Origin of the sequence: Tissierella carlieri (genome assembly GCF_018917285.1) — a bacterium.
GTDB classification, from domain to species: Bacteria; Bacillota; Clostridia; order Tissierellales; family Tissierellaceae; genus Tissierella; species Tissierella carlieri.
The window spans coordinates 150756-167632 of record NZ_JAHLOH010000033.1 but is presented as its reverse complement, the minus strand read 5'-3'; the positions used below and the strand labels follow the sequence as shown (position 1 = coordinate 167632).

The window sequence follows — 16877 nt, the reverse complement described above, 5'->3', positions numbered from 1 at the left end:
GGAAATAAGTGATGAAGATAGATAGACTGCTTTCTATTATAGTTATACTACTTAATAAAGATAATATAACTGCTAAGGAGCTGGCTAATAGGTTTGAAGTTTCTGTAAGGACTATATATAGAGATATAGAGACTATTAACTTAGCGGGGATTCCCATAGTGTCTAGCCAAGGGAGAGATGGAGGATTTAGAATTTTAGATAACTATAGGATGAGCCATCAGTTGCTAACATTAGATGATATGACTTCAATCATTATTGCATTAAAAAACATAGGCAATTTCTCAGAAAATGAAAATATTGACATAACAATTGATAAAATAAGCAATATTGTACCTAAAGATAAGAAGCAAGAGTTTGATTATCATTTTAATGAATTAATAATATGTGATCTGCCATGGGGATATAGAGCTAACTCGAGAGATAAAGAAAAATATAGAATCATATATGAAGCAATAAGGGAAGAAAGGCTAGTAAATATAGAATATAGAGATCCATATGGGAAGATAACAGAAAGAAAAATAGAACCTATGAGTCTTGTTTTAAAAGGACTTAATTGGTATGTTTTTTCATATTGCAATTCAAGAAATGATTATAGATTTTTTCGGCTTTCCAGAATACATAAAATCAATATATTAGAAAAAAGATTTAATCGTAGAGATATTTCTTATGAAGAGTTTAAAAAGCAAAATACTTATATAAATAATATGGTAGAATTAGTTTTAAGGTTTTCTCCTGAAGTGCAGCAAAGAGTTGATGAATTTTTCTATGAAGAAAATATTATAATAGATGAAAAGGGATATACAGTAGTTAGGATTTCATTTCCAGAGGATGAATGGGTTTATTCTATGATATTAAGCTATGGTGAATATGTAGAAGTTCTTGAGCCCCATTATATTAAAGATATAATCAAGAAGAAAGCACAAAAGATTTATGAAAAGTATTAAATATGACATACTGTTGTCAAAAGATAGTGATATTATAGGATAAAACAATAAAAGACAAGGGGGAAAATCTTATGAAACAAGAGTATTGTCAAAGTTGTGGAATGCCAATGGAAGATGTTAACCTTTATGGTACAGAAAAGGATGGAAGTAAAAGCCAAGATTACTGCACATATTGTTATGAAGATGGAAATTTTAGCAAACCTGATGAGACAATGGAAGAAATGATAGAAACTTGTGTACCTTTTATGAAAGAAAATGAAATGGATGAAGAAGAAGCAAGAAAATTATTAAATGACTCTCTTCCACATTTGAAACGTTGGAAAAAATAAAATGGTTTTTAATTTTAATTCTCCTATTTAGCAAATGTGCTGGATAGGAGAGTTTTTCATTGGTTTATCTATATAGGAATAGATATTAATTAGGAGGATAGGTAATCTAAAATGAAATATATTGATGCTAAAACAATAATTATACATAATAAATATCCAAATGCATGGTTTGGGAATAAATATAATATGAATATTTATCGTGGGTGTAGTCATGGATGTATTTACTGTGATTCTAGATCTGATTGCTATCAGATAGAAAATTTTGATGAGATTGTAGCAAAGAAAGATGCTCTCATAATAATAGAAAAAGAATTAAGAAGTAAAAGAAATACTGGTATTGTAGGTACTGGTTCTATGAGCGATCCATACAATCCTTTAGAAAAGAAACATAATTTAACTAGAGGTGCATTAGAACTTGTAAATTCATACGGTTTTGGTATTGGTATTACGACTAAATCAGATATTATAATTAGAGATATTGATATTTTAAAAGATATTAATAAACATTCACCAGTATGTATTGGTATTACTATAACAGCGGCAGAAGATTCTTTATCACAAAATATAGAACCTTTAGCACCCTCTTCTTCAAGACGATTTGATGCTCTAGCTAAGTTATCTAAGAATGGAATATATACAGGAATTTTGATGATGCCTATTTTACCATTTATATCTGATAATGAAGAAAATATTATTTCTATTGTAAAAAAAGGAGCAGATTGTGGTATTAAATATATTTATCCAGCATTTGGAGTTACTTTACGCTCGGGGAACAGGGAATATTTTTATCACAAGCTTAATCAAACTTATTCAGGAGTTAGTGAAAGATATAAAATGAGTTTTGGATATTCCTATGAATGTTTGTCACCAAACTATAAAGAATTATGGAAAATCTTTAAAAAAGAGTGTGATAAATATAATATTGTTTATAAAATGTCTGATATTATAAAGGGTGCAGAGAAAAGCAGCCAAACTAAGCAATTATCGATGTTTAGTTGATTACCAAAAAAATTGGGATTTGCAGATTAGATAGCTAATAAAACTTTAAAAGTTTCTCTTATATAACAAATATATTACATAAGAGTTTTTTCGTTGACTTTGCTCCCTTACTCTGATAAAATCATCCTTACGTCTAAAAAATAGAGAGGAGGGTTTTATATGGTTATTGTAGCAAATGAGCTGTCAAAAGGATATAAGATATCCCAAAGAAGCCCAGGTATAGTAGGTGGACTAAAGAGCATTATACACAGGGAGTATAAGGAAATAACTGCTCTGGACAAGATATCCTTTGAAGTAGTGAGAGGAGAGTTGGTAGGATATATTGGACCAAATGGAGCTGGTAAATCTACTACAATTAAAATACTATCAGGTATTTTAACACCAGATTCAGGAGAATGTAAAGTTCTTGGAAAAGTTCCATATAAGGAAAGGATAGATTATGTAAAGGATATAGGGGTAGTTTTCGGTCAGAGAGCTCAACTATGGTGGGATTTACCTGTAATTGATTCCTTTGAATTACTGAAGGATATCTACAAAATTCCTTTAGGAGACTATTTAAAGATTAAAAAAGAGCTGGTAGAATGGCTCGGCCTAGAGAACTTTATAAATACTCCAGTAAGGCAGCTAAGCTTAGGTCAGAAAATGCGATGTGAGCTAGCAGCATCACTTCTTCATTCCCCAAAAATACTTTTCCTTGATGAACCTACTATAGGGTTGGATGCTATATCTAAATTAGCTGTTAGAGAATTTATAAAAAAGCTGAACAAGGAAAGAGGAGTTACAGTCATACTTACGACCCATGATATGGATGATATCGAAACTCTATGCAATAGAGTAATCATAATAGGGAAGGGAAAAATCCTTTTAGATGGTTCCTTGCAATCCCTTAGAAACACAGTATCTAAAGACAGAAGATTGATTTTAGACTTTGATGAAGGAATAAATGGCTTTTCAATAGTGGGAGCAACTCCCATAAGTCAAGAGAATAATAGGCTTGTAATTGATTTTAATCCTGATATAATCACACCTGCAGATCTAATAACTACTTTATCCACTAAATATAAAATAAAAGATATATTAATAGAGAACCCTCCCATTGAAGAAATTATTGCCAAGCTCTATGGAGAATTTAACATATGAAGGCATTTATATCTATTATAAAAATTAGATTTAATCTATTATTGCAATACAAAGTTGCTGCTATAGCAGGTATGACTACTCAATTTTTCTTTGGGATGATTATGGTCATGGTATTATATGGGTTTTATAGTTCCTCAGGTGGAGAGATGCCTATTAATCGTGAGGCAGCTATTACCTATATATGGATAGGTCAAGCTATGCTTGGAATGTTACCATGGAATGGTGATAGTGAAATACAAAATCTAATAAGGACAGGGAACGTAACCTACGAACTTATTAGACCAATGAATTTATATAATTATTGGTTCGCAAGAGCCTTTGCTTTAAGAACTGCGCCAACTCTACTTAAATCCATTCCTTTATTTATTATAGCTTTATTATTACCAAAAGATTATAGAATGGAATTACCACCAAATGCTTTGGCTACTATAGGGTGGGCAGTAACCACCTTTGGTGCTCTTATGATTTCTTGCACCATAACTAATATAATTAATATGACTACTCTTTATTCTCTGTCAGGAGATGGAATACAAAGACTATTAGCAACCATCGTCACAATATGTTCTGGTATGATAGTACCATTACCACTTTTTCCAGATAAGTTCAAACAAGTATTAAATTACTTACCCTTTAGCGGATTAGTAGATATCCCAGCTAGATTTTTTACTGGAGAAATACCTTTTAGTCAGTTGCTTGGACATTTTTTATTTCAGTGCATATGGGCATTTGTACTATATTTATTAGGCCAATGGATTTTAAATAAAAAAATAAAAGACTTGATAGTACAAGGAGGCTAGAGTATGGATAGTATAAAATTATATTTTAAGTATATTAAACTAAGTATAGAATCTCAGCTTCAATATAAGGCCTCCTTTATTATGATGTCTATTGGTCATTTCTTAATAACTTTTATTGAATTTCTCGGTGTATGGGTATTGTTTGAAAGATTTGGTAGTATTAAAGGTTTTACTTTTGAAGAAGCCGCCTTATTCTATGGAATAGTTCATATTGCCTTTTCCATTACAGAAGGTTGGACTAGAGGATTTGATACTTTTCCTAGACTAGTCAGATTAGGAGATTTTGATAGGATATTACTTAGACCAAGGACTACAGTATTACAGATTCTAGGACATGATTTTCAGATAATGAGAATAGGTAGATTTGTTCAAGGTCTTGTAGTGCTTATATGGGCTATGCTTAAATTAAAGATAGAGTGGACTTTAGGAAAGACTCTATTATTAATTGGATCTATTATTGGAGGAAATTTTCTATTTTCAGGTCTTATAGTACTTCAAGCTACCTTATCTTTTTGGTCTGTACAGAGTCTAGAAATAGTAAATTCCTTTACCTATGGTGGAGTTCAAGCAGCACAATACCCCATTTCTATATATAAACCTTGGTTTAGAAAAATACTTATATATGTTATACCATTAGCTACAGTGAATTATTTTCCTGCTATGAGTATATTAGGAAAGTCTCAATTATTAAACTATCCTATTTGGATAGGGTGGGTTTCTCCATTCATTGGGTTCATGTTCTTTATATTTTCTATATTAATATGGAGAATTGGAGTGAAGCATTATACTTCTACTGGAAGTTAAAAGTAACAGGAGTTGTATCTAACAACTCCTGTTACTTTTTTATTCTCTAAATCTATATCCAATACCACTCACTGTATCAATATAATGTTTTTGTTTTTTAGTATCTCCTAGCTTTTTCCTTATAGAAGATATATGCATATCTACAACTCTAGTATCTGGGCTATAATCCAGTCCTCCAATTTTATCTAATATAGTTTGCCTATGTATAACTTTACCAGGATTTGAAGCTAATAAATATAGTATTTCAAATTCCTTGAAGGAAAAGTTAATGACTTCATTATTCTTTTTTATTATTCTCTTATTTACGTTTATTTCCAAATCATGAAAAGCTATTATAGGACCAGTTTTATCTTCAATAGCCTGAGATCTTCTTATAGAAGCATTTAATCTAGCTATTAATTCCCTATGATGGAATGGCTTTGTTATATAATCATCTGCACCCATTTCAAGTCCAAGGATAGTATCTAATTTATCATGGTTTACTGTAACTATTAAGATGGCAATATTTTTATGTATTGGGTGATTTCTAATGTATTTTAATATTTCAAACCCACTAGTGTCTGGCAGGGCTAAATCCAGTATAGCAGCAACAATTTTATTATTCATCAATGATTCTATAGACTCTGCCCCATTAGTTGCTTTTAATACAGAAAAACCATATTTATTTAATATTGCATTAAAAAGCTTCATACTTATAATATCATCTTCAACCACTAAGACTTGATTGCCCATAATTTGTCTCCTTACTAATATAGTTTAGATAATGTACTTCTTACAATTATAGTTTAAACTAAGAGAAAAATATTTTCTATCATAGATAAATATATACATTGTATCATATAAAGAGAATTTAATACAAATAATTCCGATAATAACATAAAATGGAAGGTGAGGAGAGATTGGATACTAAAAAGACAGAAAAGTGTGTATTTAAAAATATTAGAGAGATGGACAAAATAGAAGACCAGTTACATAGTATACATCCCTTGTTGGAGTATATGTTTGAAAATGCTACAGAAGGGATGTGTATTATAGATGATAATCGTAGGATAATAAAGGTTAATAGTAAATTATTAAAGATATTAGATGTTAATGAAGATAAGATATTGGATAAAAAATGTTATGAAATTAACTCTTATATTATCTGTGATTTAAAAGAATGTCCATTAGAGAGAATGAAAAAAGGAGAACATTACATTACTTATGAAATCAAAAAAAGATTAATGGATAGGGAAATTTTTTTACTTATTACAGCAACTCGACTATTTGCTATTGATAAAGAATTAAGGGGAACTGTGTTACGACTGAAAGATATAACAATATTCAAAGAGGAAGAAAAGTCTATAAAAAAACATCTGAACTTATTAAAACATACAATAGATTCTATTCAAGATATAATAGCTATAATTAAACCAGATTTAACTGTAGAACTATTAAATAAAGAAGGATATAAATTTTTTGATTCTAATCAGAATAATGTTATAGGTAAAAAGTGGAATCAGCTTATTGAAGAAAAGCTGGGAAAAGAAGGAGTATTAAATTGTCAAGTAGCAAGTTGTAAAGATAGATTTATTAGGAGAAGGTATTTTGCTAAAATTGATAAATATATGGATTGGTATAGCAAATTAATTTTTGATGAAAGGGGTAATATAAAATTTATTATTGAAAGGTTAGTCGATATAACAACATCTGTAAAACATGAAGAAGAGATAAATCAAGATAAAGAGTTAAATATAATACAAAATGAATTTTTAACAGACGTGAGTCATGAAATACGTACACCAATGAATGGAATTATTGGTCTGGTAGAATTATTAGGAGATACACCATTAAACGATATACAAAGAGAGTACATTGATATGTTAAGATTTACGACTGATAGACTTCTTTCTCTTGTAAATGATATATTAGATTTATCTAAGATACAAGCTGGGAAGTTTGAACCTATAAATGATAAATTCAATATTTTAAAACTACTCAAAGATATTACACATTATTTCAAATTACAGGCAGATAAAAAGGGATTAGACTTTGATTATAAAATAAATGGTAATATGCCTCATAGTATAATTGGCGATGTGGATAGATTAAGTCAAGTCCTATTTAATATCATTGGAAACTCTATAAAATTTACTGAAAAAGGATATATCAGTCTAGAATTGGAAGTGTGTTATGAAGATGATAAACAAATAGATATTCTTTTTAGTGTAAAGGATACAGGAATAGGTATACCTAGTGAGAACATAGATACAGTTTTTGAAAGTTTCAATCAAGTAAACTTAAAAGTTTCAAGGAAATATGGAGGTACAGGTTTAGGACTTGCTATTTCTAAGAAACTTGTAGAGCTCATGGGAGGAGAAATAAAAGTAAAATCACAGCAAGGTAAAGGAAGTATATTTTCTTTCAACTTAAAATTTTTAAAAGATGATTATAAAAGTTTAGATAAGCAATACTTAAATTCAAAAGAAAGTTCTACAGAAAATATTTTATTTTATGGGATTCGTATTTTAGTTGCAGAAGATGATATTGTGAATCAAAGAATAATAAAAAGTATATTGGATAAAAAAAAGTGTATAGTGAGCATAGTTTCAAATGGCAAAGACACATTGGAACATTGGCAAAATAACGATGTTGATTTAATACTAATGGATATTGAAATGCCAGTGATGAACGGATTTGAAATAGTAAAAGAAATTAGAGAAAGAGAATTGATAACAGGTAAGTATACCCCTATAATTGCATTAACTGGAGCTACGATGAGAGAAGATAGAGAGAAATGTTTAAAAATGGGAATGGATGGATATATATCAAAACCTATAAGAATAGATGGGATTTATCAAGAAATAAATAGTGTATTGAGAAAGTATAGAAAAATAGAAAGTTTAAGTATCAGACAGTTTCTTGAGAGAGTAGATGGAGATAAAGAAGTTTTGATGGAGATAATAGAAGATATAATATCTGATGATTATGAGAAAGAATACTTAGGAAATATAGAAACATGTATAGAGCAAGGAAATTTAGAAGCTTTAAATAAGAATATTCATAAATTCAAGGGAAGTATATCAAATTTTGACGCATATAATGCTATTAATATTCTAGAAACAATGGATGAGAATATAAAGTCTAGAAATCTATATACAATAAAGCATTTATTTAAAGAATTAAAAAATGAATTTTTTGATATTAAATGTGAGCTTAAAGAATATAAAAGAAAATTCCTAAACAACCTATAAATATAGGTTGTTTTTTACAAAAAAATTACATAATCTCCTATGGAATTTACAACGATTATATATAATAATTTTCAATAACGTCGAAGGCTGTTGTCTTTTGTAATATTATATAAAAATTTTAAGACTAATAATATAAATAAAAGCTTTGAAAAAGTTTTTCAATATGGTTTAAAGAATCTAGAGAATAAGGAGTTCACAAAAATATTATGGGAAGATATACTCTATGATAATTCCTATAGTTTTAGAGAAACTATAGAAACTGTGGCATGGGGATATTTAATTAGTAGATTCGTGGAAAAGATAAAATTTAAGAATTATTGGTTAAAAGTAAAAAAAATTTATGATTTATATTATTTAAAAATTAAAATGGAGGTGTTATAAGTGAAAAGTATAAAAACAAAACTTATTATTTATTTTTCTGCATTGATTTTACTATCATCTATTGCATTAGGAGCAATTTCTATTATATATTCTAGTATAACCTTAACGGGAGAGGCAGAAAAAACTCTTATTGCCCTAACGGCAGAAGGTGCTAGGGTGACAGACAGTAGAATTGAGACTCAAATGCGAACATTAGAAGCTATAGCAAATATGGCAGATATAGGAAGTATGGATTGGACGTTACAAAGACCTATTTTAGAAGAACAATTAAAAAGAACTAATTTTCTTGACTTTGGAGTAGTGAATCTAACAGGAAATATCTATTATGCAGATGGTACAATTTCTAAGTTTGAAGATAGAGAATATACAGAGAAGGTCTTAAAAGGTGAGGATAATATATCAGATTTAACGATTAGTAGTGTGACAGGCAAGCCTGTTTTTATGTATGGAACTCCTATAGAAAAAGATGGCAAAATAGTTGGTGCTTTAATAGGCAGTAGAGATGGATATGCTTTGAGTGATATAATAGATGAAACTGGCTATGGTGAAAGTGGTTATGCATATATGATTAATGACATTGGAACCACAGTTGCTCATCCTGATAGAGATATGGTATTGAGACAACAAAATATTATAGAAGAAGCAAAGAGTGATGAAAGTCTAGCATCAGCAGCGGAACTATTTAAAAAGATTTTAGTAGAAAAAAATGGAGTTTCCGATTATTCCCTTAATAATCAAGATTTATATGCTGCATATGCACCAATAGAAGGAACTAACTGGATATTAGTTATTACAGCAAATATAGATGAGGTGTTGTCTGCGATTCCACCAATGCGTAATAGCATCTTAATAGCAGCAGCTATTAGTTTAATCGTTAGTATGGCTATTACATATTTAGTAGGGAATTCAATTTCAAAACCTATTATTCAAGTGGTAAGATATTCAGAAAATATAGCCAATCTTGATATTAGGGAAAGTGTTTCCCAAGATTTTCTTAATAAAAAAGATGAAATTGGAATATTAGCAAAATCATTTCAAAGTATAACTGATAATCTTAGAGATATTATTAAAGAGGTTAATTATTCTTCAGAGCAAGTAACTTCTACTTCGGAAGAACTGACAGCTACTACACAGCAATCGGCTGCTGCTGCAGAAGAAATAGCAAGAACAGCAGATGAGATATCAAAAGGTGCAGCTGAACAAGCGCAGAATACTGAGGGAGGATCTTCAAAGGCTGTTTTATTAGGGCAGATTATCGAAAAAGACATAGGATATATGAAAAACTTGAACACTGTTTCAAATAAGATTACGGAAGTAGTTAATGAAGGATTAAAAGAAATTCAAAACCTATATGAAATAACTGAAGAAAGTAACAGTGCAACGGGAGAAATCAATGAGGTTATATTAAAAACAAATGAGAGCTCTATTAAAATAGGACAGGCTAGTAATGTAATAGCATCAATAGCAGAACAAACTAACTTATTGGCTTTAAATGCAGCAATAGAAGCAGCAAGAGCTGGAGAATCAGGAAGAGGATTTGCAGTTGTAGCAGAAGAGATTAGAAAATTAGCAGAAGAATCCACAGAGTCTACAAAGTCTATTGACCAGATAGTTAATGAATTACAGGATAATGCACAAAATGTTGTAAAGACAATGGAGAGAGTATCAGCCATATCTCATGAGCAAACAAAGAGTGTAATTAACAGTAAAGATAAATATATATTAATCGCAGAAGCTATGGAGGAGGCAGAAAAAGCAGTTTTAAAATTAAATGATTCGGGGTTAGATATGGAAAGAATGAAAAATGAAATACTTCACACCCTTGAAAATCTATCAGCTATTGCACAAGAAAATTCAGCTGCAACAGAGGAAGTAACAGCATCTATAGAAGAACAAACGGCTTCAATAGAAGAAATTGCAAGTGCCAGTGAGGGATTAGCAAACTTAGCACAAGATTTACAATCAATTATTAAGAAGTTTAGAGTTTAAGATAAAAGCTCCTATGTTTAATTAAATGACTTAAACATAGGAGCTTTTGTAACCAGTGAGAAAATAAATATAACTTTCTATAGATGGATTTCATAAAATGCTTTTTCAATATATGAATGTTTAAATGAATGCTTTTTATATAAATCTATCTAATTATCTTGAATAATCTCTAACTTTAATGTAAAATTACTTAGAGTTACTAAATAGAGTAACTATTAATCAACTAGGAGAGGCTAATATGAGTAAAAATATTAATTTAACAGAAGGTAATATTTCCAGTACCCTTACTAAACTAGCATTACCTATTATGGGTACATCTTTTATACAGATGATGTATAATTTAACAGATATGATGTGGCTAGGGCGACTTAGTACTAAGGCTGTAGCTGGTGCAGGTACAGTGGGGTTTTTTATGTGGTTTGGGATGTCATTAGTGCTGATTTCTTCAATAGGAGTGAGTGTAGGAGTATCTCAGGCTTATGGAAGGGAAGATATGGAGGATGCTAGGGAATATATATCTAGTGGAATAAAGCTAGACATACTTATAGGTATCATATATTCATTATTATTACTAATCTTTAGACATCAGGTGATTGGATTTTTTAATTTGGGTGATGCAGAGACTATTCAATTAGCCACAGATTATTTAACAATTATAGCTTGTGGATTTATATTTCACTTTATTAACCCAATATATTCAGCAGTATTTAATGCATCAGGTAATAGTATTACACCTTTTATTATAAATACTATGGGGTTAGTTACTAATATAGTTTTAGATCCTGTTTTAATCTTTGGTATAGGACCTTTTCCTGAAATGGGGATAAAGGGAGCGGCATTAGCTACTGTACTTGCTCAAGTTGTAGTTACTTCAATATACATAGTAGTATCAAGAAAAAATAAAGAGTTATTTTCCCATTTGCATCTTTTTAAGTCACCAAAGAAAAACTATATTAAAAGAATACTTAAATTAGGTTTTCCTGCGTTTTTACAGTCAGGAGCTCATGCATCAATATCAATGGTTTTGACAAAAATACTAGCAAAATGGGGTCCTACTCCAGTAGCAGTACAATCTGTAGGCTCTCAAATAGAGTCTATATCTTGGATGACAGCAGAAGGGTTTTCTACTGCAATAGCAGCCTTCGTAGGACAAAATTATGGTGCTAGAAACTATGATAGGGTAAAAGAAGGATATTATAAGGGGCTTAGGATAGTTGGTACTATAGGAATTTTTGCAACTATATTACTTATATTTGCTGGGGAACCTATATTTAGAATATTTACACCAGGAGACGCTACTGCAATAGCTCAAGGAGCCATATATCTAAGAATTTTAGGATTTTCTCAATTTTTTATAACTATTGAAATAGCATCCACAGGAGCATTTAATGGAATTGGTAGAACTCAAATCCCAGCAATAACCGGAATTATATTAAATTCACTAAGGATTCCAGGAGCTTTACTTTTATCCAGTACCATATTAGGAATGACTGGAGTATGGTGGAGTATGAGTATTAGCACTATATTTAAGGGAATTATTTTAACCTCTTTATTTATGTATGTAATAAAAAAGGGATTACATACTAAATAAGTAACAAAAATGGTGCAGCCCTAATCCTAAGCCTATTGATAGGCTAGGACGGCCACCAAGTTTGTTACTTATTATGATCAGTTTACTCTTCTAGCTGCAACTACATCAACACCAGTACCCAATATATTTTTTATAATGATCTCTCCCTTTTCTATAGGGGCAGATACTTCAGTTACCTTGATAATTTCCATGCATTCATCAACCAGATTTTCTGGAATAACTCCATTAGTTTTAACTGGAAGTCTGCCCATAGGACCATTATTAAGTAACACTCTAGATGTAAGAATTCTTGAAGGTTCTAAGAGTTCATTAATACCATATTCTTTACCTCTATTGCATCTATTACCTTCAACTGAAAATTGAGAATCATCATTTTTGGTTATTCTAAGGTGACAGCCCACAGGGCAAACCTTACATTTTTTTTCAACTATGTTCATAATAGGACCTCCATGATAAATTAACATAATCATTATAACATATTATGGTGGATGTAGTATATTTAATAAAAGGAGATGATTTAATGGATGTTTTGCAGGCTATAATGACTAGAAGAAGTATACGAAAATTTACAGGAGAAGTAATCACAGAAGAACAATTAGATACATTGCTTAGAGCGGGATTTCAAGCACCTTCTGCTCATAATATTCAACCTTGGCATTTTGTAGTAGTTAGAAATAAGGAATTACTTGAAAAAATATCAGATTTTCACAAGTATGCAAAGATGCTACCTAATGCTGGATGTGGAATAATAGTTTGTGGTGATGAAGAAAAACAGTCAAATAGAGGGTTTTTGGTAGAGGATTGTTCTGCCGCCATACAAAACATGCTTTTAGCCGCTCACGGCATAGGATTAGGTGCAGTATGGTGTGGCCTATATGATTCTGGAAATCTAGTTGAGGTTATGAAGGATGTACTAGAGTTACCTAATAATATTATACCTATAGGTATGGTAGTAGTAGGAAATAAAGAGAAAGATATGGAACAAACAAATAGATATGATGATAATAAAATACACTATGATAAATGGTAGATAAAAAATGAGTATATGTATATAATAGAGCATAAGTATAATTAATATACCTAGATAATATTATTATAAGGGGTTTTGTTATGATATCTAGAACCGAAATAGTTACAAGGCTGTTGCTGTCTGCTATAATAGGTGGATTTATAGGCACTGAAAGAGAGGTTAACAATAGGCCAGCAGGATTAAGAACACATATACTAGTTACATTAGGATCCACCTTAGTTATGCTTGTTTCCATTGATGGATTTCAATCTGCAGATCCTTCTAGATTAGCAGCACAGGTTGTTAGTGGAATAGGTTTCCTTGGGGCGGGAACTATTATGAGAACAGGTAATAATATCAGTGGACTTACTACTGCTGCCAGTTTATGGGTATGCGCTGGAATTGGCTTAGCGGTTGGAGCAGGATATTATCTAGGAGCTATAGTTACTACTGCCATAGTCCTTGCTACTTTAATGAGTTTAGGTATATTTGAAAAAAGGATATTAAGGAAAAAATATCAGGCTATTGAAGTAATAGCCACAAATAGACCAGGGATTATAGGGCAAATAGGAGTTTTATTCGGGAAACACTATGTTTCTATTAAAGATATAACCATTTTAAATAATGACAATGAATATGACGAAGATAGCGGGATTATGGAAATTCGATTTCTAATCAAGACACCTAATAATTTTAATATAAATAACTTATATAAAGAAATCTATCAGATTCATGGTATTATTAGCGTTAGCTTTGAAGGTAATATTATACCGCATAATAAAGATATAGATTTTTAATTAATATAGTTATTGTATAATATAAGATAATGTCGTATAGAAAGTATTAAGGAACTAGGAGTTGCAAAAATGTATAAAAAAACTATTAAAATTTTAATATTATTACTAGCTACATCCTTGATTTTATTTACAGGAGGATGCAAAAAAGAAAAGATAGTAGAAAAAGAAGAAATAGAAAAAAATGAAGGAGGAAATGATATGACATTAGAGCAGCTAGAGCAACCACAAGAAGGAGAAGAAATTGCAGTTATTACTACAAATTATGGAGAAATAAAAATAAGACTTTTTCCAGAAATAGCACCAAAAGCAGTGGAAAATTTTAAGACTCATGCTAGAGATGGATATTATAATGGTGTTACTTTCCATAGAGTAATGAATGAATTTATGATTCAAGGGGGAGATCCAGATGGTACTGGTAGGGGTGGTCAAAGTATCTGGGGTAAACCTTTTGAAGATGAGTTTAATGTAAATTATAGAAACTTTAGAGGAGCATTATCCATGGCTAATGCTGGGCCTAATACTAATGGGAGTCAATTTTTCATAGTACAAAAAACAGAAACTGAGGAAAACATAATCAAGCAAATGAAAGAAGCAGGTGAACAAAGAGGATATCCAGATGCAGTAATAAATGCTTATGCTGAACTAGGAGGTACCTATTGGCTAGATGGTGCACATACAGTATTTGGTCAAGTATTTGAAGGAATGGATATTGTAGATAAAATAGCTTCTGTAGATGTTGATGCAAACGATAAACCAGTTGAGCCAGTTGTTATGGAGAAGGTGGAAATATTAGAATATAAATAATCAGCAATAAGGGGGAGGATAGCATGAAAGAAAAGGTTGGAAATATTATAAAAGAATTTGTTTTCAGCTATCAAAACAATGAGGATATATCTACAAAGTGGAAAGAACCATTAATTGCTTATGCTGATGCAGATGATATTATGTTTAGTAAATTAAAAGAAGCAGTAAGCGAAACTCATTTATTACCTCATGATTTGCTTGATGATGCAGAAACAGTAATTGCTTATTTTCTTCCCTTTGAAGAATATATACCAAATAGCAATATCGAAAATAGGCACAGCTCTAAGGAATGGGCAACTGCCTATATAGAAACAAATAAAATTATTGCGGAAATAAATAAACATCTAAAAGAGAAACTACAAGAGTCAGGATATAGCCTTGAAGTTGTACCTGCAACACATAATTTTGATACAGAAAAACTAATGAGTGATTGGTCCCATAGGCATGTAGCATATATAGCTGGACTTGGAAAGTTTGGATTAAATAATATGTTGATTACTGAAAAAGGTTGTTGCGGTAGAATAGGCACTGTGGTTACAAATATAAAAATACAGCCGACTACGAGACAAGATAAGGAAAATTGCCTATATAAGCATAATGGCAGCTGCAAGAAATGTGTAGACAGATGTGTAAATAATGCATTGAAACTAGATGAATTCAATAGACATTTATGTTATGAGATGTGTTTAACAAATGGAGAAACCTATAAAGATATGGGATTGGCAGATGTTTGTGGCAAATGTTTGGTTAAATTGCCTTGTTCTTTTAGAAATCCAGTTAAGTAGTTGTTGACAGAGTTATATGAACTAAAAACAAAGCCTATGGGTGAAATTCCATAGGTTTTGTTGTAATATAGATCGTTTTGCCAGTTCAAATTTACAAATAGAAAAACTCCAGAAGAATATGTTAATAAGATATCATCAATAGTACGCAACAAATTAAAATAGGAAGTAAATATTAATAAGGTTTTATTACAAGGGTTAGAACAAAGATTTTAAACCGTAACCTCTATCAGAGTATCAATAAAATATCAAGTAATGAGATAATTTTGGGTATATATTAAAGAGCTTATGTTTAGAGAATGTTCTCAACTTATTTTCTTATAAGATAGCTTTTTGCTAAAAAATAATTGACATGAATAATAAAGATGTGGATTTTCATATAAAGCATATATATGGGGGAGATATATGAGAAACTATAAAATTATAAGAGGTTTATTATTAACTTCAATATGTATAACATTATTGACAGCATGTGAAAAGGAATCAGAAAGTATTTCTCAAATGGAAGAGTCTGAGGTTTATAAAAGTACCTATATAACGCAAGAAAATGATAATAAGAATCAAATTGTGAATCAGAAAGTATATGAAAGTTTTAAGGGGACATGGAGTGAGGAAGGTAAACAGAAAGAAGAAATTTTACATAATGGAGGTAGTTATTTAGAAGTATATGAAATAAATAATAATTTTCTCAAGGGCTCTTATATATCTGTTCAGGAACAATCCCTAAGAATTGCTGAAGTTGATATTGCTGCGGAAATCAATGATTATTACATTTCTGAGAGCTTTTCTGATGATGGATTTGGAAATAGAGGAATCATGCAAATAAGAATGGCAACTGAAGAGGTAAGAGTTGAAATATTATTTGAACATAAAGAAGAAAGTAATTGGTCGATTCAGGATTCAGATTTAGTGCCTATGAATGAAATAAGAAAATATGACGAAGAGGAGCTTGTTTTGTATACGAGTGCAATTAATGATTATAGAGAAAAAATGGGGAAATTTGATGTAGACTATGATAATTTTATTTTTGATACGGATGAAAGAGTATATTCTATGGAGGAAATAGAAGAATTAACAGAGATACAGCGTTCTATTTTTCGAAATGAGATTTATGCAAGGCATGGATATGTATTTGAATTAGAAGTACTTAATCAGTTATTCAAAAAATATAGTTGGTATGTGCCAATGAAGTCACAAAAATTTTTTGATACAAATGATTTTTCAGAGTATGAGCAAGAGAACCTAAATAATATTGTGTAATATTAATATATATTGTTT

17 protein-coding genes are annotated in these 16877 nt (G+C 30.5%); 15 read left to right on the top strand and 2 right to left on the bottom strand.

Features of this window, described 5'->3' with window-relative positions; translation table 11 throughout:
• Positions 1–11 precede the first annotated feature (11 nt).
• The 6 genes from KQI38_RS10935 to KQI38_RS10910 all read left to right on the top strand — a co-directional run bounded on the left by KQI38_RS10935 (position 12) and on the right by KQI38_RS10910 (position 5013).
• Entirely contained in the window at positions 12–944 is a 933-nt protein-coding gene (locus KQI38_RS10935) for a helix-turn-helix transcriptional regulator (RefSeq protein WP_094904126.1), read from the top strand.
• Between the two features lie 71 nt (positions 945–1015).
• Entirely contained in the window at positions 1016–1273 is a 258-nt protein-coding gene (locus tag KQI38_RS10930; protein ID WP_094904127.1) for a zinc ribbon domain-containing protein, read from the top strand.
• 111 nt (positions 1274–1384) lie between these two features.
• On the top strand, positions 1385–2272 hold the full coding sequence (locus tag KQI38_RS10925; RefSeq protein ID WP_216559343.1) for an SPL family radical SAM protein: 888 nt from the start codon (positions 1385–1387) through the stop codon (positions 2270–2272).
• 159 nt (positions 2273–2431) lie between these two features.
• On the top strand, positions 2432–3412 hold the full coding sequence (locus KQI38_RS10920; protein WP_216559341.1) for an ABC transporter ATP-binding protein: 981 nt from the start codon (positions 2432–2434) through the stop codon (positions 3410–3412).
• Positions 3409–4209, top strand: coding sequence for an ABC transporter permease (locus KQI38_RS10915; protein ID WP_094904130.1), 801 nt, complete (start codon positions 3409–3411; stop codon positions 4207–4209). The genes KQI38_RS10920 and KQI38_RS10915 overlap by 4 nt, the downstream gene beginning before the upstream one ends.
• Positions 4210–4212: 3 nt before the next feature.
• On the top strand, positions 4213–5013 hold the full coding sequence (locus KQI38_RS10910) for an ABC transporter permease (protein WP_094904131.1): 801 nt from the start codon (positions 4213–4215) through the stop codon (positions 5011–5013).
• A gap of 39 nt (positions 5014–5052) precedes the next feature.
• Here the strand turns inward: KQI38_RS10910 and KQI38_RS10905 are convergent, their stop codons facing one another.
• Positions 5053–5745, bottom strand: coding sequence for a response regulator transcription factor (locus KQI38_RS10905; RefSeq protein ID WP_216559339.1), 693 nt, complete (start codon positions 5743–5745; stop codon positions 5053–5055).
• A gap of 167 nt (positions 5746–5912) precedes the next feature.
• On the opposite strand from KQI38_RS10905, the gene KQI38_RS10900 reads away from it, so the two are divergent.
• The 4 genes from KQI38_RS10900 (at position 5913) to KQI38_RS10885 (ending at position 12207) form a co-directional block, all read left to right on the top strand.
• Entirely contained in the window at positions 5913–8246 is a 2334-nt protein-coding gene (locus KQI38_RS10900) for a PAS domain-containing hybrid sensor histidine kinase/response regulator (protein WP_216559337.1), read from the top strand.
• A gap of 90 nt (positions 8247–8336) precedes the next feature.
• Positions 8337–8627 (top strand): hypothetical protein, encoded by a 291-nt coding sequence (locus tag KQI38_RS10895; RefSeq protein ID WP_216559335.1) that lies wholly within the window; start codon positions 8337–8339, stop codon positions 8625–8627.
• Positions 8628–10616: a methyl-accepting chemotaxis protein gene (locus KQI38_RS10890; RefSeq protein ID WP_216559333.1), complete on the top strand. Its 1989-nt coding sequence runs from the start codon at positions 8628–8630 to the stop codon at positions 10614–10616.
• 238 nt (positions 10617–10854) lie between these two features.
• Positions 10855–12207, top strand: coding sequence for an MATE family efflux transporter (locus KQI38_RS10885; protein ID WP_216559331.1), 1353 nt, complete (start codon positions 10855–10857; stop codon positions 12205–12207).
• Between the two features lie 77 nt (positions 12208–12284).
• Here the strand turns inward: KQI38_RS10885 and KQI38_RS10880 are convergent, their stop codons facing one another.
• On the bottom strand, positions 12285–12644 hold the full coding sequence (locus tag KQI38_RS10880) for a DUF1667 domain-containing protein (RefSeq protein ID WP_216559329.1): 360 nt from the start codon (positions 12642–12644) through the stop codon (positions 12285–12287).
• 44 nt (positions 12645–12688) lie between these two features.
• Here KQI38_RS10880 and KQI38_RS10875 point away from each other — a divergent pair, with 44 nt between their 5' ends.
• The 5 genes from KQI38_RS10875 to KQI38_RS10855 all read left to right on the top strand — a co-directional run bounded on the left by KQI38_RS10875 (position 12689) and on the right by KQI38_RS10855 (position 16859).
• The gene (locus tag KQI38_RS10875) at positions 12689–13237 is read left to right on the top strand and encodes a nitroreductase family protein (RefSeq protein WP_246565772.1); all 549 of its coding nucleotides are present in this window, start codon (positions 12689–12691) and stop codon (positions 13235–13237) included.
• A gap of 80 nt (positions 13238–13317) precedes the next feature.
• On the top strand, positions 13318–14013 hold the full coding sequence (locus KQI38_RS10870) for an MgtC/SapB family protein (protein ID WP_094904138.1): 696 nt from the start codon (positions 13318–13320) through the stop codon (positions 14011–14013).
• Between the two features lie 198 nt (positions 14014–14211).
• Entirely contained in the window at positions 14212–14817 is a 606-nt protein-coding gene (locus KQI38_RS10865) for a peptidylprolyl isomerase (RefSeq protein WP_201260060.1), read from the top strand.
• Positions 14818–14840: 23 nt separating this feature from the next.
• Complete coding sequence (locus KQI38_RS10860; protein ID WP_094904140.1) at positions 14841–15602, top strand: epoxyqueuosine reductase; 762 nt, start codon at positions 14841–14843, stop codon at positions 15600–15602.
• Positions 15603–16004: 402 nt separating this feature from the next.
• Positions 16005–16859: a YARHG domain-containing protein gene (locus tag KQI38_RS10855; RefSeq protein WP_216559327.1), complete on the top strand. Its 855-nt coding sequence runs from the start codon at positions 16005–16007 to the stop codon at positions 16857–16859.
• Positions 16860–16877: the final 18 nt, after the last annotated feature.

What these genes read in the sequence shown, in the direction of transcription:
- KQI38_RS10925 (WP_216559343.1), top strand. Translation starts at nt 1,385, where the DNA reads ATGAAATATATTGATGCTAAAACAATAATTATACATAATAAATATCCA.
- KQI38_RS10880 (WP_216559329.1), bottom strand. Translation starts at nt 12,644, where the DNA reads ATGAACATAGTTGAAAAAAAATGTAAGGTTTGCCCTGTGGGCTGTCAC.
- KQI38_RS10920 (WP_216559341.1), top strand. Translation starts at nt 2,432, where the DNA reads ATGGTTATTGTAGCAAATGAGCTGTCAAAAGGATATAAGATATCCCAA.
- KQI38_RS10870 (WP_094904138.1), top strand. Translation starts at nt 13,318, where the DNA reads ATGATATCTAGAACCGAAATAGTTACAAGGCTGTTGCTGTCTGCTATA.
- KQI38_RS10910 (WP_094904131.1), top strand. Translation starts at nt 4,213, where the DNA reads ATGGATAGTATAAAATTATATTTTAAGTATATTAAACTAAGTATAGAA.
- KQI38_RS10935 (WP_094904126.1), top strand. Translation starts at nt 12, where the DNA reads ATGAAGATAGATAGACTGCTTTCTATTATAGTTATACTACTTAATAAA.
- KQI38_RS10860 (WP_094904140.1), top strand. Translation starts at nt 14,841, where the DNA reads ATGAAAGAAAAGGTTGGAAATATTATAAAAGAATTTGTTTTCAGCTAT.
- KQI38_RS10915 (WP_094904130.1), top strand. Translation starts at nt 3,409, where the DNA reads ATGAAGGCATTTATATCTATTATAAAAATTAGATTTAATCTATTATTG.
- KQI38_RS10855 (WP_216559327.1), top strand. Translation starts at nt 16,005, where the DNA reads ATGAGAAACTATAAAATTATAAGAGGTTTATTATTAACTTCAATATGT.
- KQI38_RS10875 (WP_246565772.1), top strand. Translation starts at nt 12,689, where the DNA reads ATGGTGGATGTAGTATATTTAATAAAAGGAGATGATTTAATGGATGTT.
- KQI38_RS10885 (WP_216559331.1), top strand. Translation starts at nt 10,855, where the DNA reads ATGAGTAAAAATATTAATTTAACAGAAGGTAATATTTCCAGTACCCTT.
- KQI38_RS10905 (WP_216559339.1), bottom strand. Translation starts at nt 5,745, where the DNA reads ATGGGCAATCAAGTCTTAGTGGTTGAAGATGATATTATAAGTATGAAG.
- KQI38_RS10865 (WP_201260060.1), top strand. Translation starts at nt 14,212, where the DNA reads ATGACATTAGAGCAGCTAGAGCAACCACAAGAAGGAGAAGAAATTGCA.
- KQI38_RS10930 (WP_094904127.1), top strand. Translation starts at nt 1,016, where the DNA reads ATGAAACAAGAGTATTGTCAAAGTTGTGGAATGCCAATGGAAGATGTT.